The following is a 19,407-nucleotide window of genomic DNA, read 5'->3' on the forward strand; positions in this document are numbered from 1 at the left end:
CCTCAAGAGGAAAAGCAGGGATCCCAAGTTTGAGCTTGGGGACAAGAGACTAGGCGCCAGCGTTGACGGCCATAGGAAGCGTCAGCGGTTCTGGCTCCTCTTCGGGGGGCAACATCACCACCTCAGAGTTGTCGATGATGGCCTGCAGCTCTTCCCCATCGATGGTTTCGGCCTCCACCAAACGACGGGCGATCCGATCCAAGAGGGCACGGTTTTCCCGAATCAAGTAGGTGGCCCGTTGGTAGGCCTCGTTCACCAGCCGCCGCACCTCTTCGTCAATGAGGGCCGCTGTTTCCTCCGAGAAATCCCGTTCTGCGGCGATTTCCCGGCCCAGGAAAATGTTGGTGTACTGGCGACCTAGGGCTACATTTCCCAGGCGATCGCTCATACCGAAGCGGGTCACCATGTTGCGGGCGATGCGGGCCACCTGTTGCAGGTCGCTGGCTGCCCCCGTGGTGATCTCCGACTCTCCGTAGACTACTTCTTCGGCCACGCGCCCACCCAAGGCAACGGTCATCATGTTCTTCAGATGGGCACGGGTGGTTAGTCCCATGTCGTCATCGCTGGGCATGAACCAGGTGAGGCCACCTGCTTGTCCCCGGGGGATGATCGTCACTTTTTGGATGGGATCGTAGTTGGGCAAGAGGGATCCCACCAGGGCATGGCCCGCCTCGTGGTAGGCCACCAATTCCTTGCGCCGCTCGCTCATCAGCCGATCCTTCTTCTCTGGGCCCGCCAACACCCGATCCACCGCGTCGTTGATCTCGTCCATGGAGATCTCGGTGAGGTTGCGGCGGGCTGCCAGAATGGCTGCTTCGTTCAGGAGGTTGGCCAAGTCGGCGCCGGTAAACCCAGGGGTACGGCGGGCCAATTTCTCCAGATCCACATCGGCAGACAGGGTTTTGCCACGGGCATGCACCTTGAGGATTTCTAGCCGGCCCTGAAAATCGGGGCGATCCACCGTAACTTGGCGATCGAACCGGCCAGGCCGTAGCAGCGCTGCATCCAGCACATCCGGTCGGTTGGTGGCCGCAATGACGATGATGCCGGAGTTGCCCTCAAAACCGTCCATCTCGGTGAGCAACTGGTTCAGGGTCTGCTCCCGTTCGTCGTTGCCACCTCCCAAGCCAGCTCCCCGCTGGCGACCGACTGCATCAATTTCATCGATGAAGACGATGCAGGGAGCATTTTGCTTGGCCTGCTCGAACAGATCCCGCACGCGAGAAGCGCCGACCCCGACAAACATCTCCACAAACTCAGAGCCAGAGATGGAGAAAAAGGGCACACCCGCCTCTCCGGCTACGGCGCGGGCCAACAGGGTCTTACCTGTGCCGGGCGGGCCCACCAGCAATACCCCGCGGGGGATCTTGGCTCCCAAAGCGGTGAAGCGCTCTGAATTTTTCAGGAAATCCACCACTTCTGCCAGCTCCAGCTTGGCCTGATCGATGCCGGCCACATCGTTGAAGGTAATTTGGGTTTTCGGCTCCATCTGCACCCGTGCCCTGGATTTGCCGAAGTTGAGAGCTTGGCTGCCTGGGCCATTTTGAGCCCGCCGCAGCAGGAAAAAGAGCCCCAGCAAGAGCAAAACCGGCAGGAAGAAGGTGCTGAGAATGCGCCCGAGTAGCCCCTCCTCTTGGACAGGACGCACGGCCAGCTCCACCCCGTTGGCAACCAGGGTGTTCTCAAACTCGGGGGTAAGGGGGGGCAGATTCACCTGCACTTGGGTGGCGCGGTTGTTGATTTCTGCCTCGGCGATGGCAACCTGGCGACCATCCGGGGCCGTCTCCACCAAAACTTTGCTGACCTCGCCCCGTTCGACGCGGCTGATCAGGTCGGAGTAGCTGATCTCCAAACGCTCAGGCGGGCGAGTACCCAAGAAGGTGGTGGCTAAAGAGATCAAGACGATGGCCAGTAGCGCATATAACCCCGCGCTTCTCCATTTCTTGTTTTTACCTTTCTGACTCACGGAAGTGTTTCCTCCCAAAGGGTGTTTTTGAATCGAACTCGCAGATGGTGACCTATGGGTAACAATCTGGGGTCGGGTGGGTTCTTGCAGCAACAGACTGTTAATTAATATTAACCTGACTGAGAGGGTTGCCGGGGATCCCTGCAATTCCCCTCTTCTGGCCGGGAGTTTGGGGATAGGATTGAGGGACCAAGGCTGTGCCGTCAGCCAGGATAGGTGGTGTTTTTTCCATTCTCATTCCAGCTTGCCCAGGGATCCCTATGCTGACTCAACTGCGCGAACTGAGCATCGCTGCCGACGGACGGTATCTCAGGGATGAGGAGCTGCAGTTCATGGAGACCTACCTAGCCTCCTTTGACCTTCGCCTGAGCGCCTATCGCAAGATCCAGGCGGCGGAAGCCCAGATCATCCGGGATGTGGAGATGAAAATGCGCGCGCTGGATCCCTACTTGCTCATGCGAGGGGTGGAAGACTTCAGCAACAAGTGGAAGGCTGACACCGTTCGGGTTCTGCGCCTTTCGGCCTTAGCCATGCTCTTGGATGATGAGCAGCGCTACAAAGATCGATTTCTCTACTGGTTCCAAACACTGATGCGAGCCTTCCGCACCCAACGCAGTTGCGAGGCCACCTATCGCTTTCTACAAGAGGTGATAGCCAATTACCTCACCCCCGAAGAAACCAAGTTGATCAGGCCGACTCTGGAAACCAACCGCACGCTGTTGGGCCTTAACTAGGCCGCCGTCCCGGCGGGCTCTTCAGAGTTGGCCGGCTCAACCACCTCTAGCTCATCAGCTTGGAGATGCGCACGGAACTTGTTGTCAAACTGCACCTGAAAGGGAAAGTTGGCGCTGATCGGGCGGCCATTCCAATCTCGAAGCACGGCCTTCAGTTCCCCTTCCATACCTTTGAGGTCAAAAGGTTGATTGCGATGTTCCGGGTGGTGATAGACAATCACGCTGGTACGCACCCGCACCCGATCTCCAACTTTCATGTCTTGCCCTCCTGAAAAGGCAGCATACTGCAGGAACCGACTGGAAACACTCTAACTCAATCTCTAAGCAAGCTTTCCGGATGTGGAGAAGTGTGTGGAAACTGAAACAGTAGTTTGTATTTTCCTCAGGGTCATCTTCATGTTGGGAAGCCCCAGAACATCCCCTCAAAGTCAACCCAGAGAAAGCCCGTCTCAACCAATGGGATCCCTCTGGAGCCAACAGCGCCGCTCACTGGATCCCTGGGTTGTATAGATGGGATCCCTATTGGGCAGGAGGCTGGTTTCGCCGGAAAAAGCTGCGTCTAGCCAATCTCAGCTTCCACCGGGATCTGGGAAAGAGAGAAGGCGACCTTTTGTTGCTGATACATTTACGCTGAACACTGCTGAACATCACTGTTCAACTATGCAGCGATAGCATTCTGTTTGTTTCCAACCAGAATGGCGGTATCCCGCAAAGCTTTGAGTAGAATACCCAAAGCGCAGTTTCCGTGTCGTCTTACTACCAATTTTCTGCTTTGCTTTGGCTACCATGTTGGCAGACTCGAAAGTAAACAGAAAGATCAACTGGTAGTAATCCGTACTGAACATATTATACATTATTATTATTTTCAGTATAGTTGAGCTTATTATTGACTAGAGTCATGCTCCACCAAGCGGTCGAATTCTCGCTCGAAGGTGACCAAGGCCCGGTTGGTTTTGCCCCCCAAGTAGAGCCCCGTCTCCGTTTGCAAGGCCCAGACTTGGCTGTAGCTGAAGTAGCTCATCACCACCCCCACCATCAACAGCCCAAATCCGAGATACACCGCAGGGATCCCCGGATCCGATTTAATTTGCAGTCCGGTAGCGCCGATCACCTCATCCAGATACAGAGTGAGGGGGTTGGGGAAGCGTTGGGGAGCGACCTCGTCGAGGGCCAAGCTCATGCCTTGGCGCAGGGATCCCATCCATTGCCCTTCAGTGTCGTAGAGCAGGGCTGTCCCCTGCAAATCCGGCAGCAGCAGCGTGAGTCCCTGGCTCATGTCCGGCTGGGTGGGCACAAAAGCGCCCCAGAGTTTGTTGCCTGCCTCGGTACGCACCGGCACCACTGGGATTTGAAAAGTGGGGCTGTTGTTGATGCGGATGCGGATGCTGTCGATGCTCCAATCGGCTTGGTAGAGGGTCACACCCCGGTAGGAGAGAGGATGGTTGACGGAAATGGTCTGACGTTTGACCTCCTGACCCTGATCCAAGATCGAGAGGTCGGAATAAAACTGCTTGACACGGCCATCGGGAGCGTAGTCAATCCAGAAGCGATTGGCCCGAATTTGCCAGGTGGGCAAGTGAGCACGAGCCAGATCTCCCGCTCCGGTCAAGTGTTGAATGGAAGCCACGCTGCCGCTGGGAATGAGTTCTTGGGCCTTGAAGCCGCCAATGCTGCCCCAAATGGCCCCCAGCAAGATCAGCAGCATACTGACATGCACCAAGATGGGGCCGATCCTGCCGATCAACCCTTTGCGGGCGTAGAGGTGATGGCCCTCCTGAAACACCAGGTAGCCCTGTCGGCGCAACCGCTCCGGCAGCCCTTGTAAGGATTGTTGGGGCAGATAAGTCCAAAAGGGCAGGCGCTGAAAAGACTGCGGACGGGTGAGATAGCTCCAACGGCGGGCCCCCTTCAACATCGGCCATTGGCGCGTCAGGGAACAGGCGGCAAGGCTGCTGCCGAACAGGATTAAAATAGCCAGAAACCAAGGGGTGCGGTAGACGTGATCCAATCCCAAGTTCAGGATCACCCGCCACGTGAGAAAGCCAAACAGGGCCGGATGCTCCGGATAGTGGGCTTGATAAAAAGCCGCTGTTTCCTCTTGCTCAATTACCGTGCCGGTGGCGCTCAAAACCGCAATCGCCAACAAAAGGCCGATGGCCAGGCGCAGATCCGCCAGCAGCGGCAGCAGCTCATGTCGAAAATACCGCCGCAGCGAGGAAGCCCAGCGGGCAAGCGGGAGAGAGTATATGACCATGAGAAGTTTGTCGGCTTAAGATTCAGACCGCTGCTCTTGCCAGGCAAGGTGCAGTCCCCAACAGGGTGCTGTAGGTGTAGCCCCATCTTAGCCTGCAGCAGCAGGGATCCCTTAGGCCCAAGCCGACAGGATCGTTACGCTGCCGAACCCCACCAACATCACCCCACTGGCGTAGGTGAGCCAGCCCGACCAGCGCCGCAAGGCCAACAGTTGCTTCACCGCTCCGGTAAACACCCCCGCCAGGAGCAGAGGAAAGGCCAATCCCAGCCCGTAAGCCAGCAGCAGCCCGCCTCCTACCCAGGGTTGCCCTGTGGTGGAAACCCAGGCCAGCAAAGCCACCAAAACCGGCGTACTGCAGGGAGAGGCCACCAGGCCAAAAGTTAACCCCAGCAACACTGCCCGACCCAGCCTGGGCCATTCTCCGGGAATCTCGAGGCGGTTAAACCAATCGGGAAAACGCAGGGGGATCACCTCTAACAAGTTCAGACCCATCAAAATAGCAATTCCCCCCACCACAACAGGCCCGAAGGATCCGGTTTGTCCGTAAACGCGACCCAGCAAAGCTGCCGACAAACCCAGCAGGGTCAGGGTAAAAGCCACCCCAGCCGCAAAACCCAAAGATTGAGCCCAAACTTGCCGCCGCCCTTCCCCAGCCGTTTCCTCAGAAGCGGGGGTGTAGCCGCCGATGTAGCCGATGGTCACCGGCAGCATAGACAACGTGCAGGGGGAAAGACTGGTGAGCAAGCCCGCCAGACCCACCACCAACAGACTAACGGGAGAAAGGTGCTGCAGTTGAAACTGCACCAGCTCAGTTGCCCATTGTTCTAGGTGGTAAAGCCAGAGCTGAGCCGCATTCAACATAAGCTCAATCTGTCAACATAAGCCCAAGGTAGCATGAACTCCCCCGCCCCCCTGGGATCCCCAGTCTTGGGGGAGTACGTCTACTATCCATTCCCACCGCCCAGGTTGTGGAGAATTTCGCGAGGATGGTTGACGGGGAACTGCTGCCATTCTTGTTGAGTTCGTTGCAGCACCCGGAGCAATTCGTCCCACTTTTCGCCATCGATCAACCGCTCTATCTGTCGTAACTGGGCTTGGTAGCTGTGCAGGGCAGTCAGCAGCGCCTGCCGGTTGTGGCGGGCCATCTCCAAACCCAATTGCGGGATCCCTCCGCCAACACGGCTGGTATCGCGGAATCCGCTGCTGGCCAAAGTGCGGGCCAATTCCAGAATCGCGGGATCCCCTTCTTGGCTAACCGCTGCGATCAAACTGGCGCTGACCATAACTGGCAAATGGCTGATCCAGGCCACCGCTCGGTCATGGCGTGCGGGATCCGTGAGGACAGCTTCTGCGCCAACAGCAGCAATCAGTTCTTTCACCGCATCGAGAGCCTGAGGTTGGGTCTCGGCGATGGGAGTGAGCACGTAGGGCCGCCCCCGAAACAAGTCAGCTTCTGCCGCTTGGATCCCTTGCAGGCTTTTGCCGGCCATGGGGTGCCCCCCCACAAACCAGGGCCACAATTCGGTTGCCGGAGCAACGATGGGCTGCTTAACCGAGCCGACATCGCTCACCACGGTTTCTGCCGACAAATAAGGCAACAGGGCGGCTAGCGTGGCCAACACCTGCTCCAGAGGGGTACAGATCAGCACCATTTGCGGATCAAAGCGAGCCAACTGGGCCAACTCGGTTCCACAGCCTTGGACAGCACCCCGTTCCAGAGCCTGTTTGCAGGTGGCCGGGTTGCGGCTTATCCCCCAGACGGGATATCCCTTTTCGGTCAGTTTGAGGGCCAGGGATCCGCCAATCAACCCCAACCCGACAATGGCAATGCGCATAGTATCTCAGTAAGCCAGTGAAACTCCTTTTTGGACACCACCAACAACCGCTTCCAGGTGTAGTAGGAGGCTGCTCCCGTAGCTCAGCGATACTCGCCACCGGCGGGCAAGCCTAGTTCCTTCCGAAGCTCCCGCCGCAGCAGCTAAATTCTCGGCCAGGGACTGTCCACTTGTCCATTTTTAAGTCAATATAGGGGTAACATCCGGGCTTGCTTGCCCTGCGGATTCGTGGTAGCCAAACTGGCCTCCGACAGGAAAAACAAGGGCAGGCCTTGGATGTATTGGCAGGAGCTCGGCCCGCTGTGGACTGCTGTTGCGCCGAAGGGATCCCAGCCTTTCGTGCCGGCTCAGCGCAGTTCTTCTTCGCTTACTCAAGACCACGTGTCACTCTTCTCAGCGATTGCTCCAGAACTGTACCCATTGAGCCACTTTCACAGCGGGCTCGGCTTTTGGCCTGCGAGTTCCCGCTTTAACCCCCGTTGGGGAGCACTCTGTCGTTTAGGAGATTCTATGCCTAGTGAACCCAAAACCCGCAAGAGCCGTGAAAGCACTAACCCGCGCCCGCGCGACCGTCGTCGTGAATCGGCCAAAGGGAGCAAAGGGGCAGTTCCAGCCACCAACCTCTCCTTGCCGAAGTTAATTCAAGAGAATGCGGTGCTCCAATCTCGCAGCCAGTTGTTGTTGATGTACAGTGACTTCCAAACCGAAATGCCCAACGATGGCAAAACCGGTGTGGGCACCTGGCTACAGTCTCGACTCAAGGAGCACGGCATGCCCAGCCTGCTGCGTTTTGGCCCCCGCTCCCGCCCCCAGGTTTTCCGCCGCGATGAATTTTCCGAGTGGATTACGCTGGCTCTGGCCTCTGTTAACCCCAACAGCGATACTGCCCCCCAAGAGCACCTGAGCTAGGCCGGAAGGGGAAGTTGAGCGGTAGAAGCAGAGGTTGCTGGCCCAGGGATCCCGCCACGCCCGTTGAGGGAAGAGGGTGAACTGGGCTTTTCTGTATCCGGCAATAGCAGGTCGCGGATGAGGCGAGCTGCCGAGCGTTGCAACCAGCGGGAGGCCAATTGACGGCCCAGTTGTTGAGCTTCCGGTTTGGCAGCCACCTTGGCAACAATCGGCAGAAGCTGCAGCGGCTGAAAGCTCGGGTTGCTGCTGAGGAGTTCCCACAGACGCTGCAAATGAGCCAAGCCATCTGAGCCACCCTGGGATCCCGAGCTGGAAAAGAGCACATCCACTAGGCGCTCCCGCAGGAAAGCGCCCCGCTCAGAAAAGATAAAATCAACGGCCTTTTCCAGGGATCCCTGCAGGTCAAAATCCTCGCTGTTGACGGCGTTGCGCAGCAGGTTCTCCAGGCGGTTCCAGCGAAATTGCCCCTGGTTAAACAGCAGCTCCCGCAGAGATACGCGCAGCTCCGGGGCCGGGTCGGTGAGCAGGCGCTGAGCCACGTAGGGATAGGCCACGCTCAACACCTTAAAGTTGGGATCCAGGCCGATGGCGATCCCTTCCAGGGTGAGCAAAGAGCGGATGATCAAGGCGTAGTAGGCGGGAACTCGAAAGGGAAAGTCGTACATCACCCCCGAGAGCCGATCGGTGATGCTCTTGAAATTCAGTTCGGAGACCGATTTGCCCATCGCTTCGGCGAAGACAGCTTCCAGAGCAGGGATGATGGGAGTCAGGTCGGTATCTGGATCCAGGAACTCCAAGTCCACGTAGTCTTGGGCCAGCCCGGCAAAGTCTCGGTTTACCAAATGCACAATCGCCTTGATCAGGCCGTAGCGCTGATGGGGCGCGATGGTGCTCATCATGCCGAAATCGATATAGGCCAGCCGCCCGTCGTACATGGCCAAGAGGTTGCCCGGGTGGGGATCGGCGTGGAAAAAGCCATTTTCCAAAAGCTGCTTGAGGGAGCAATTGACACCGATCTCGATCAAGTGCCGTCCATCCAGCCCCGCAGCAGCGATTTTGTCAACCTGAGTCAGCTTGATGCCATCAATCCACTCCATCGTCAGCACCTTGGTGCGGGTGTACTCCCAGTAAATTCTGGGGGCATAGATGGAGGGGTGACGGTACAGCGCCAGGAACCGCTCGGCATTGCGGCCCTCCTGCGTGTAGTCCATTTCTTCGTAGAGGCGCCCGGCAAACTCATCGACGATGCCCACCAGGTCGCTGCGGATGCGGCGGAAAGTGCGTTTGGCCCAGGCGGCCAGGCTGCGGACAATATACATGTCGAGAGAGATGCGCCCAATCAAGTCGGGCCGCTGCACCTTGACGGCGACTTTCTCCCCGCTGTGCAAGTAGGCCTGGTACACTTGCCCCAAGCTGGCGGCGGCAATCGGCTCGGGGCTGATTTCTCGAAAGATTTTGTCTACGGGTTTGCCGATTTCCGACTCGATGAGGGCAAAAGCGATGGCATTGTCAAAGGGGGGCAGCTCATCCTGCAGTTTGGCCAGTTCCTCCAGAAACAGGGGCGAAACCAGATCGGGACGGGTGGAGAGGGCTTGGCCGATTTTGATGGCCGTCGGCCCCAATTCCGTGAGGATCTCCCGCAGCCGGGCCGCGTGTTTGGGGCGATTCTTCAGCTCTACTCCCCGCCAGCGATCCCAAAACACCCAGGCCAACAAGCCCAAAAAAGGGGTGATCAACTGAAACAGGCGCCGCACCACCAGATCCCAGCGCCCTCGATATTGCTTGGCCAACTGTTCTGGGTCATAACGCAGGCTCAACTCCGGTGCCACTCCCAGATTTGCTGGCGGGATGGTCATAACCGGAGAGTCCGCCGCTGCGGAACCCAAGTTATGCTGCCTCGCTGCTGTTGTCACTACCGGTGTTGACGGTGTTGCGCCCATAGATGCCCCAACGGATTCCGTAACACATCTTAACTTGCTGGCTCAGCCTGGCGACTCTTGGAGGCGGCCACCGGCCTGCTCGATTGGGCTTGAAAAGGCCGGCCAAACCTTCAGAAAAGGATCTTCATCCTCTCCCGGAGAAGGTGACAGCAGCCCACCTACGGGGATCCCCGCCAAACCTAAAATGGGAAAACCGCGATCTCTGCCTTTGTGTCTAGATCCCCCCCTCTGCCGCCTGCCGAGCCGAGTTCGACCGGATTTGCAGCCCTTAAGGCGCGCCACCTGCTGTTGGCCTTCTTGGTGATCAACCTGGGCGTGGGTTTGGGAGCCGTGGCTTTGGCCCAGATGTTGCATCTCCCACCGGATGATCCACTGCTGGCCTACCTGGTCTATTGCTCCACTTTTGTCCTCACCTGTATTTGGAGCTGGCGGCGGGGGCAGCAAGCCCATCTGCAGATGAGGCGGCTGTGGGGCAACTGGCGGGCTGCTATTCCCTGGGGATCCCTGCTGCGGGTGGTGCCGGCTTTGCTGGTGCTCTCCCTGGGCACAACTTTGTTGATGCTCTACCTGGTATCCCTGCCTGCGCCGGAGCTGGCGGAGTCGATGCTGCACTCACTGGGGGAAGAGGATGGAGAAATGGCCTGGCCGCAGGTGTATCAGGGGTTGCGCTGGCTCTCGATTGGGGTGGTGGCCCCCATAACGGAGGAGTGGCTGTTTCGCGGCATCTTGCTACACCGCTGGGGCCTCAAGTGGGGCCTCTCCAGAGGGCTACTGGCTTCTTCTGTGGTGTTCGGCCTGCTGCACCCCAACCCAGTCGGGTTGACGGTGTTCGGCTTGGTGATGGGCCTGTTCTACTTGCAGACTCGCTCCCTGACCTTGCCTGTCTTGGCTCATGCCTTGAACAATCTCTTGGCCTTAGCGCTGGGATCCCTGGCAGGAGGAAGCCCAGAACCAGCCGCTCCGATTGGGGTCTTTCACCTCTACTTTGGCCTGTGCTGTCTGGCGATGGCTGGGCTCATTTTGGTTCCCTTCGTCCGCTTCCATTGGCCGGAGCGTGGGGCTCACTTGCCCTATTTTCTAAACCGCTGAGTACTGACTTCACCGGGCTTCTGCTCCCACTTTCCCCGTTGTCTGATAGAAGAGCGCTGCCGTGGGATCCCCCCTGGGAAGTAGCGGGGGTTTGCTAAGGAATGCAAAGAAAACGCCAAAAACTGTCACCCGATCTCGCGAAAAAGCTGTGTGGATGGGGATATCCTGAAATAGGCAGCAACAGATTCCAGTGCAAAGTTTAGCTGTGGCTCGCTGGCCGATGGGGTAGTCGTTGGGCCGGGGGTCAGCCCAGAGGGTCAACATGGAAAGGCGGTCTTTTCTGCAAAAACTCCTCCTGGTTGCTGCCGGTCTTGGCCTATCCCCTGGCTGGTTGAGGGGCCGGGCTGAGCGATATGGGCAAGCTTTGGCGGCTGGCTCCCGCAAGCTGGCTGTTCTCATCGGTATTAACCGCTACCTTGGCGAGGGATCCGCGCTACAAGGGTGTTTGACAGATGTGGAGTTGCAGCGGGAGCTACTCCTCTATCGCTTTGGTTTTGACCCGGCAGACATTCTCACCCTTACCGATGGGGCAGCCACGCCGGCTGGGATCCAATCGGCCTTTGCAGAGCACTTGGGGGGTCAAGGTCACACGGCTGAAACGGTAGTGGTGCAGTTTAGCGGCTATGGCCAGTGGCGGCTGGGATCCGCGCCCAACTGTTGGCAGCCGGTGCTGCTGTTGTCTGGCTCTGAGGGAGTGGCAGCAATGGAGCTAGACAGCTTTTTCCGGCTTTTGGAAGGCTTGGGCACTGCCCAGATCACCACCCTTCTGGACTGTGGCTTTACCTATGTCTCGCCGTCGGTGCGAGGCAACTTGCAACTGCGTTCCCGTCCCCCAGCCGCCATCCCAGACTCCTCGGAACCCCAGCGGGTTTGGCCGTCTCCGCCCAAGGGCTTGCTGATTTCGGCCACCACTCCCCAGGACTTGGCAGCAGAAGCTGCTTGGCCGGGATTCTATGCCGGGGTACTCACCTATCTGCTGACGCAGTACCTGTGGGAAACCACGCCTGCCACCCGTCTACTGGTGGCCTTTAACCAGGTGGTCAGCCGGCGAGAGCTGGGCCTATTCGCCTGCCAACGCCCCACCTTGGAAGGCAAAGACACTGCTCGACACATCCACCCCTATTTTCTCATGCCCACACCGGCAGGGGTCAGCGGGGTAGTTCAAGAAGTGAAGGGAAATCGGGCTCAGGTGTGGTTAGGCGGGATCCCGTCGGCGGCCCTGTGTGGTTTGCAGCCAGGTACTCTCTTGGCTCCCATTCCCGCCGATCCTTCCGCCTCTTCGCCGACGCCGCTGCTCATGCGTTCTCGCAGTGGGCTGTTGGCTCAGGTTCAGGTGGCCAGCCCGGAAGGGCAGCTTCCCCCTGTGGGCACACCTTTGCGGGAGCAGCTGCGCGGCCTCTCCAGCACGCTCAAGCTTTTGGTTGGCCTAGAAGAGAACCTGGGCCGCATCGAAAAGGTGGATCTGACCAATGCCATTGCCGGCTATAGCTGGATGGAAACGGCCAACCCCCGCGAGCGACAGGTGGACTGTTTGTTGGGCCGCATCACCCCGGAAATGGCCGCTGCTTTTAGGACTCCGTCCCGCTGGCGCGAACGGTCGGATACCCTGCTCAAACCCCTGGAAGTGAACAGCTACAGCCTGTTCTGGCCGGGGCGAGAATTGCTCCTGAATTCCTGTGGCCCAGCAGGAGAGGCTGCAGCAATGGCCGTCCAGCGGTTAGCTCCCCGTCTTGCCCATCTGCTGGCTGCCAAACGTTTGCGCACCACTCTCAATGCTGTTTCCTCTTCCTTGGCAGTGGTGGCGGAGTTGGCCGTCAAAGGTAAAGCTGCCAATCGCGCCAGCGGGACGGAGTCCTTAGCTCCCCCGTTGGCAGCACGCCTTGTCCAGTCCGCAACTTCCGCTCCTGCTGAGGTGGGTATGCAACGGTTTATGCGGGGGGATCCCTTGCATCTCACCCTTTGCAACAACAGCGATCAGCATCTGTTCGGCTACCTGTTGCTGATTGACCCGACCGGACAACTGCACCTGCTGGCCCCCCTGCCTCAGGACAACTTCACCACACCTCTTCGCTTGGAAGCCAAGAGCAGTTTAACTTTGCCACCCTTGCCGGAGGTCGATGGCGAGCTGCGCTCTGCTGTGAGCTCTGACTTGCTCACCTGTCATGACCAAGGGCTGACGGAGCTGTTGTTTGTGGCCAGCACCCGCCCCCTGTCCGCCAGCTTGGAAGCCCTCAAGGCTATGGCCCGCAAACTGGGGGTAGCCCGTTCGCCGATGTTGCTCAATGGGCCGCTGGAATGGACGCAAACGCTCCTCGAGGAGTTGACTCAGCGTGCCTCCGAAGGGGATCCCGACTTGCGTTGGCTGGATCCCGCCCAATCCATCACCCTTTCCCTTACCTATTTGCTGGTTTAGCTCAGCAGCAGGGCAAACAGGCCGCAGAGGGCAATGCCATCAAAAACCCCGGCCCCACCAATGCTGAGAATGCCAGAGCAGTTGCGCCGCAGGACTTCTGGCAGATGCAGGAGATCTGCCCCGATCACCGTGCCCAAAACTCCACCAGCAAAGGCCACTGCCGGTGCCTGGTCCCCTGCCCAAAACAGAGCGGCTAAGGCTGCCGTAGCCGGGGCAATCAAGGGGTTCATTTGAATGCCGATCCCCGGCACCACGTGGGAAGCATAGTAGCTGACCAAGGTTACCAGCGCCGTCACCGCCAGGATCAGCACGCTGTCGGCCCGCCCAAATTGATATAGGGCCAAGAGCACCGGGATCAACCCCCCGCCCACGTTCAAGGCAATTACCGTCTCCTGAGGGATTTTCGCCAAAGGGATCCCCCAGAATTGCCGCATCCACAGGCTGGCTAAGTCCTCCACCAGCGTCACCTCGCATTTCACCCGATAGAGGGGAATATTGACCGAGCTGCCCACCAGGATGGCCAGCAGCAGTAACAGCGCTCCCTCCCGCGAGAACCCCAGCTTTCCCACCGCCAGCGCCACCACATCTACTGCCAGCCCCAGCCAGAGGAAAGGCAGCAGCAACACCAGCATGAAAAACAACAGCAGCGAGACCGGCAGGTAGAACATGGCAGGGATCCCTGGCGCTCGGGTGTCAGCTCCAGCCTATCAAGACTGAGTGTGATTTTTTCGGGCAAGGTCTGTAATCAGTGGGATCTCTATCCTTTGAATGAGAAATAAGTCTGCAATCGGCTTTACTCAGTCTATAGGCCGAAGATTTTGTTGCGAATATCATGAGCGATTTCAAGACCGGCACGCCAATCTCCAGCAGTCTTAGACAGGGTAATCAAATAACGTCGATCCCCATAAAAGCAAATCTTGATGTGAGGGGATTCTGAAACAAGCTCAAAACCAAAATTCTGAAGCTCTTTTTCGGCACGATTACTCCATTTTCGGTAGTCACAAAACCAGTGGTCTACAAATTCTCTAATGCTTTGGCGGCAACTGTCGCCCTCACATGCATCGTTACTCTGGATTAAGTCTTTAAGGATATGCTGAACTCGACTTTCTTGGTGCACTTGGTTAATTGCCCTGCGTAGAATTTCCAGGATAAAGCTCTTAGCCTCTTGTGGGTAAAAGTCTCTCTCATTTTCTAGCCTTAATACTATATCACATTCTGATAAGATCTGCTCTCTGTAACGTTTATCCCATTTGCATTGGTACTGCACAGACAGAGTCTTTTGAAAACCTTCTACACTTAAATTAAGAAAATCTCTCTCCTCTTCAAGACTCTTGATCTTTTGGTTCCGGTCTTCTAGTTCTATCTCTAATTCTTGTAGTTTTTCATCTTTCTGTTGAAGCTGGCGTCGCAGATCTGAAAGCTGCCTTTCGTAACTTTGCCGCCACTGTTCTTTCTCCTCAATTTGCTGAAAGAGATCCCTGGCTCTTTGCTCTTGGAGTTGGAGCTTCTCAATCAGGCAGTTTTGCTCAGCTACCCGAGCTTCCAGGCTTGTGACTTGCTCGTTCTTCCGCTGGAGCTGAGCTTGTAGTTCAGAGAGCTGGCTTTCGTAATTGCGTAGTTGCTGCTTCCTTTCTTCTATTTGCTGAGAGAGATCCCTGATTCTCTGCTCCTGGAGCTGAAGCTTTTCAATCGAATGAGCCTGCTGAGCCAGTTGCGCTTTCAGAGCCTGGATTTGCTCATTGCTCTGCTGAAGCCGAGCTTGTAGCTGTGCAAGTTCGTCTTGCTTACTACGCAGCAGATGCTCTTTTTCCTGAACTTGCTGAGACAAATTTGTAGCGGACTGCCGCCATTTTTGCAGATCCACTAACAGTCTTTGGATCTCTTCCTCTTTTTGTGCAGCTTGATTCCCCGGTTCCAGGTTCTCTGCCTGAGCGCTTCGTAGCTGCTCTGGTGCCTGTCTCTGGGTTTCCTCATCCTTCTGTAGAAGCTGATCCTCCGTTTCCTGAAATTGCTCAAAGGAAGGACGAGGCAGCTCTAAGACAACCTGACCTCTTTGAGCCTGGGATCCTGCCAGTGATTTGTTACGCTCTACTTTCTGAGCCGCTACACTGCCAGCTCCTGCTACAAGAGCCACCGTGAGAGCTCTCCTAAAAGCTGGCTGAGGCAGAGAGGCAATGGCGGCAGCCGCGAGAGCAGTAACGATGTGGACGTTAAAGGGCTTAGCCATGACAACAGAGAGCGTTGGGCGAGAAGGAGTTGGAACTAAGGATAACCGCTGATGCCAGAACCGTGAAAGAAATACAAAAATTCTATATAGTATAATATTTTGAGGAGGAGTCCTTTGGAGCTTTGTTAAGTTTCAAAAAATCAGAAGGAAAAACAACGAACTTCACCGTTGCCGCATTTGCGGATCCAAGGCATCTCGCAATCCATCCCCGACAAAATTGATGCTCAGCACGGTCAAAAAAATCATCAGTCCGGGGAAGAAGGCCATGTGGGGCGCTTGCTCCAGGTAATTGCGGGCATCGAAGAGCAATCTGCCCCAAGTGGGCACATCCGGCGGGAACCCCAGCCCCAAGAAGCTCAGCGTTGACTCGGTGATGATCGCCGTCCCTACTGATAGCGTCGCCGCCACAATCACAGGGCTGAGCACATTGGGGAAAATATGCACCCAGATCAGCCGACGGGCCGGAGCCCCAATGGCGCGAGCCGCCAAGACAAAATCCATTTCCCGCACGCTCAAGAAGCTGGCCCGTACCAGCCGCGCCACCGACATCCAATTCAAGCTGCCGATCACCAGCACCACCAGGATAAAAATCCCCGTTTCTGGCCCTGCCAAGCGTCGCAAGCTCTCTCGAAACAGAAAGATCACCAACAACAACAGCGGCAATTGCGGCAAGGAGAGAAACAAATCCGTAAACCGCATCAGGGCCACATCGATCCAACCCCCATAAAACCCCGATATCGCCCCGATCAAGGTGCCCATCGTAATGGCCACCAGCATTGAGGTAATGCCCACTGAAAGCGATACTCGCCCGCCGCGCAACACCCGCGCCAAGACATCTTGTCCCAGGTCGTTGGTGCCAAAGGGATGGGCCCAACTGGGGGGCAGTTGAGAACGAGAAAAGTCGATCTGGCTGGGGGAAGCTGTGTAGATCAGCGGGCCCACCACACATCCCAAGATGATGAGCAGCAAGGTGGCCGTCCCAAACAGGGCCAGCCTATCCCGACGAAAGCGCCGCCAGGCATCCCCCCACAGGGTACGCGGGGGGCGTTCCTGAACGTTGGCTTGAGGGGGAGCAGGGATCGAAGCAGACATCGGACACCTCTAGAAGTTTGAGGGTGAAAGATTGTTGAAGAGCCGGATCCCTAGCGGGTATACTGCACCCGCGGATCCAAAATGCTGTAGAGAATATCCGCCACCAAATTGAAAATCACGATCAAGATGGCGTAGATAAAGGTGATGGCCATCACCACCGGCGTATCGCCCCGGAAGATGGAATCCACCAACAAAGCGCCGATCCCAGGTACGCGAAAAATCTGCTCTGTAACCAGCGCTCCGGTAAACACGGATGGAATATCCAGGGCCACCAGGGTTACCACCGGGATCAAGGCATTGCGCAAAATGTGCCGATTCACCACCACCCATTCTTGCAAGCCTTTGGCCCTGGCCGTCCGCACGTAATCCCGGTTCATTTGCTCCAGCATTGAGGCTCGCACAAAGCGCATCAGCACCGCTGCCTGGAACAACACCAAGACTGTCACAGGCATGATCGATTGGCGCACCTGGGCCACAAAACTTGCCCAATCGGTTACCCGCAGCGTGCTGTTGTAGATGAAGGGGAACCAGCGCAGTTGCACACTGAAAATGATGATGAACAAAATACCCGTAAAAAAGGTGGGCAAGGAAAAGCCAACAAAAGCCAGCGTCGTCACCACTTGGTCGAAGAGGGTGTAGCGCTTCAGGGCAGAGATCACGCCCAAAGGCACCGCCAGCAATGCGCCAATAATATATGCAGTGCCAACTATCCAAAGAGTGGTGGGCAACCGTTGCAAAATCAAGTTCAACACGGGGCTGCGGCTGGTAAAAGAAAAGCCCATATCCCCCTGCATAAAAGCCCACAGCCACTTCACATAGCGGATGTAAATCGGCTGATCTAGCCCCAAAGAACGGCGAATGTTCTCCCGTACTTCCGCAGTGATGGCAGGATTGGTGGCAAATTCTGCCATGGGATCCCCAGGTGCCAAAGCCAAGATGGCAAACACCACGATGCTGATGGCCAGCAAGGTGGGAATGGAGATCAACAGGCGATTAATCAAGTAGCGCGTCATAAAAACAAAGAGACAAAAATGAAAGCAATGCCATCATGGTAGAGATGTTGGCAGCAAAATGTTAGGGGAAAGCCTTTCTTGCCCAGAGAGGAAAAAAAGAGGCAAGGGATCCCTCCCTCACCCCCGCCCCTCCCCGACAGGATCCCCTAGGACTTGCGAGTCCAATCTTTGATGTTCCAAGGTTCCAGATCCCAGGGGGTGAGATCGATCCCTTCCAGGCTGTTGGCCGCTGCCGCCGGGCTGGAGCGGTCGATCAAAGGAATCACCGCCACATCTTCTACTGTCAGGAAGTTGTTCATTTTCTTGATCTGCTCCTCCCGTTCTTTGGCATCGGTCATCGCCACCAGCTCGGCAAACATGGCGTCGTAGGTGGGGTTGCAATAGCGGGAGTCGTTGGACTTGGCCCAGTTGTTTTCTTTCTGGGCAATCTCCTCGCAAAGGTAACGGCGCAGGTAACTCGTCGGATCCGGGTTATCGTTGCCAGTGGTGTACATCTGTAGGTCAGCGTAGAAGTGGCCCAGGTTGTCGGGGTTGTTGGGTTCGCTGTCGAAGAAGATGCTGGCATCGATGCTCTTCAGCTCCAGGTCGATGCCGATCTTGCTGAAGTCTTGCTTGATGATCTCCTGAGTTTTCTGGCGCACCGGGTTAACAGAGGTTTGGAAAACCATGCGCATCTCTACACCACCTTTGTCCCGAATGCCGTTGTTGTTGCTATCTACCCAACCGGCTTCATCCAGCAGCGCTGCAGCTTTCTCCAGGTTGAATTCCCAGGGAGCGTTGGCCCGCAGGTTTTCGGGAGATAACACGTAGTCATTGGTGGGGGTACCGGCCACGCCGTAGATCTGATCGGCGATGGTTTGCCGATCCACAGCCAGGCTCAGGGCTTTGCGCACGTTCAAGTCCGTCAGGAACGGATGGGGCACATCCTTGTGGGAGCGTTGCCCGTCTTTCTCTACGTTGGGGTCGGAGAAATTGATAACGATCCGCTCCATGCTCGGGCCAGGCTTGGGAATGACCCGACCAATGCCTGTAGCCTCTAGCTGAGCGAGCACTGCAGCTTCTACCTGGGTGTTCCAGGCATAGTCGGCATCGCCGGTTTGCAGCACCGCCCGTGCCGCAGAGGTGGCATCTCCACCTCCCTTCAATTCCACGCGCTTGAAGAAGGGCTTGCCCTCTTCCCGAAAGTTCTTGTTGGCCACATAGACGATCACATCCCCTGGCCTCACCTCTTCGGTAATGTAGGGGCCAGTGCCAATGGGGGCCAGGTTGGCAGGGGCCTCGCGGGAGTTAGGGCCGTTGTAGTCTTTGAAGATATGTTTGGGAATGATCATGCCGTTGCTGCCGACAAAGGGCACAAACCAAGCCACCGTCGGCTTTTTGAAGGTGATTTTCACCGTGGTCGGATCCACAGCTTCCACCGAGGCAACATCGGCATAGTATTCGGAGGTAATCGCCCCCACTTCTGGGTTGGAAACGTACTCGTAGGTGAAGACCACATCTTCAGCGGTGAAGGGTTCTCCATCCGCCCAAGTGACCCCGCTCTTCAACTTCCAGGTGACAGAGGTCAGATCTTTGGCAACGCCGCCGTTTTCAATGCTGGGGATTTCTGCTGCCAAAAAAGGCACCATTTCACCACGGGCATCAAAGCTGGCCAGAGGCTCATAGACCAAGCGGCTGGCTTCAAAGTCTTTGGTTCCTGTGGAGAGGTGAGGGTTAAGCAGAGTTGGCGCTTGCCAGTACAGCAACCGCAGGGTGTCGTCGGCTTGGGCCTGGACGGGTATCCAATGCTGGTGAACCAGCAACCCTCCCACCACAAACAGGGGAATCAACCACAGCCGCAGCTTGACCAACCGCAGTCTCAGACGTTGGAAAGGATGAAAAGACATTTACACTTACCTCTTGTAAACAGACTCAGCTAGGGGACTGGCGCTATGG

At 56.9% G+C, this 19,407-nt stretch carries 15 protein-coding genes and 1 pseudogene; 4 read left to right on the plus strand and 12 right to left on the minus strand.

The genetic code is table 11. The features are described 5' to 3' along the window. Positions 1-49: 49 nt before the first annotated feature. Positions 50-1,966 (minus strand): ATP-dependent zinc metalloprotease FtsH, encoded by a 1,917-nt coding sequence (gene ftsH, locus ACVWYZ_RS09615; RefSeq protein ID WP_414343378.1) that lies wholly within the window; start codon positions 1,964-1,966, stop codon positions 50-52. A 260-nt stretch (positions 1,967-2,226) separates the two neighbouring features. On the opposite strand from ftsH, the gene ACVWYZ_RS09620 reads away from it, so the two are divergent. Beyond that, entirely contained in the window at positions 2,227-2,700 is a 474-nt protein-coding gene (locus ACVWYZ_RS09620; protein WP_457466910.1) for a phycobilisome protein, read from the plus strand. On the opposite strand, the gene ACVWYZ_RS09625 is transcribed toward ACVWYZ_RS09620, so the two are convergent. From ACVWYZ_RS09625 to ACVWYZ_RS09645, 5 genes and pseudogenes are all read right to left on the minus strand, one after another. Next, complete coding sequence (locus ACVWYZ_RS09625) at positions 2,697-2,957, minus strand: ferredoxin-thioredoxin reductase variable chain (RefSeq protein ID WP_414332109.1); 261 nt, start codon at positions 2,955-2,957, stop codon at positions 2,697-2,699. The genes ACVWYZ_RS09620 and ACVWYZ_RS09625 overlap by 4 nt on opposite strands. Positions 2,958-3,358: 401 nt before the next feature. After that, a pseudogene (locus ACVWYZ_RS09630) lies at positions 3,359-3,542 on the minus strand (hypothetical protein); the annotation flags it as partial. A gap of 41 nt (positions 3,543-3,583) precedes the next feature. Continuing rightward, positions 3,584-4,954 carry a cytochrome c biogenesis protein gene (locus ACVWYZ_RS09635; RefSeq protein WP_457466911.1) on the minus strand — a complete coding sequence of 457 codons (1,371 nt, stop codon included), beginning with the start codon at positions 4,952-4,954 and terminating at the stop codon, positions 3,584-3,586. 111 nt (positions 4,955-5,065) lie between these two features. Further along, positions 5,066-5,815 (minus strand): cytochrome c biogenesis protein CcdA, encoded by a 750-nt coding sequence (locus ACVWYZ_RS09640; RefSeq protein ID WP_457466912.1) that lies wholly within the window; start codon positions 5,813-5,815, stop codon positions 5,066-5,068. A gap of 83 nt (positions 5,816-5,898) precedes the next feature. After that, positions 5,899-6,789 (minus strand): prephenate/arogenate dehydrogenase, encoded by an 891-nt coding sequence (locus ACVWYZ_RS09645; RefSeq protein ID WP_457466913.1) that lies wholly within the window; start codon positions 6,787-6,789, stop codon positions 5,899-5,901. A 510-nt stretch (positions 6,790-7,299) separates the two neighbouring features. Here ACVWYZ_RS09645 and ACVWYZ_RS09650 point away from each other — a divergent pair. Continuing rightward, positions 7,300-7,698 (plus strand): hypothetical protein, encoded by a 399-nt coding sequence (locus tag ACVWYZ_RS09650; protein ID WP_414357461.1) that lies wholly within the window; start codon positions 7,300-7,302, stop codon positions 7,696-7,698. Here the strand turns inward: ACVWYZ_RS09650 and ACVWYZ_RS09655 are convergent. Then, complete coding sequence (locus ACVWYZ_RS09655; RefSeq protein ID WP_457466914.1) at positions 7,695-9,554, minus strand: ABC1 kinase family protein; 1,860 nt, start codon at positions 9,552-9,554, stop codon at positions 7,695-7,697. The two genes, ACVWYZ_RS09650 and ACVWYZ_RS09655, sit on opposite strands and share 4 nt — an antisense overlap. A 294-nt stretch (positions 9,555-9,848) precedes the next feature. Here ACVWYZ_RS09655 and ACVWYZ_RS09660 point away from each other — a divergent pair, with 294 nt between their 5' ends. Further along, the gene (locus ACVWYZ_RS09660) at positions 9,849-10,727 is read left to right on the plus strand and encodes a CPBP family intramembrane glutamic endopeptidase (protein WP_457466915.1); all 879 of its coding nucleotides are present in this window, start codon (positions 9,849-9,851) and stop codon (positions 10,725-10,727) included. A 262-nt stretch (positions 10,728-10,989) separates the two neighbouring features. Beyond that, positions 10,990-13,140, plus strand: coding sequence for a caspase family protein (locus ACVWYZ_RS09665; RefSeq protein ID WP_457466916.1), 2,151 nt, complete (start codon positions 10,990-10,992; stop codon positions 13,138-13,140). On the opposite strand, the gene ACVWYZ_RS09670 is transcribed toward ACVWYZ_RS09665, so the two are convergent. From ACVWYZ_RS09670 to ACVWYZ_RS09690, 5 genes are all read right to left on the minus strand, one after another. After that, a complete protein-coding gene (locus tag ACVWYZ_RS09670) occupies positions 13,137-13,808 on the minus strand; it encodes a DUF1614 domain-containing protein (protein WP_414417603.1) in 672 nt (223 codons plus the stop codon). The two genes, ACVWYZ_RS09665 and ACVWYZ_RS09670, sit on opposite strands and share 4 nt — an antisense overlap. A gap of 134 nt (positions 13,809-13,942) precedes the next feature. Further along, complete coding sequence (locus ACVWYZ_RS09675; RefSeq protein WP_457466917.1) at positions 13,943-15,367, minus strand: hypothetical protein; 1,425 nt, start codon at positions 15,365-15,367, stop codon at positions 13,943-13,945. Between the two features lie 162 nt (positions 15,368-15,529). Then, positions 15,530-16,459 (minus strand): ABC transporter permease, encoded by a 930-nt coding sequence (locus ACVWYZ_RS09680; RefSeq protein WP_414358445.1) that lies wholly within the window; start codon positions 16,457-16,459, stop codon positions 15,530-15,532. Between the two features lie 50 nt (positions 16,460-16,509). Next, positions 16,510-17,472 (minus strand): ABC transporter permease, encoded by a 963-nt coding sequence (locus ACVWYZ_RS09685; protein ID WP_414358333.1) that lies wholly within the window; start codon positions 17,470-17,472, stop codon positions 16,510-16,512. A gap of 146 nt (positions 17,473-17,618) precedes the next feature. After that, positions 17,619-19,358: a peptide ABC transporter substrate-binding protein gene (locus tag ACVWYZ_RS09690; protein ID WP_457466918.1), complete on the minus strand. Its 1,740-nt coding sequence runs from the start codon at positions 19,356-19,358 to the stop codon at positions 17,619-17,621. Between the last annotated feature and the right edge of the window lie 49 nt (positions 19,359-19,407).

Source organism: Thermostichus sp. MS-CIW-37, assembly GCF_054060065.1.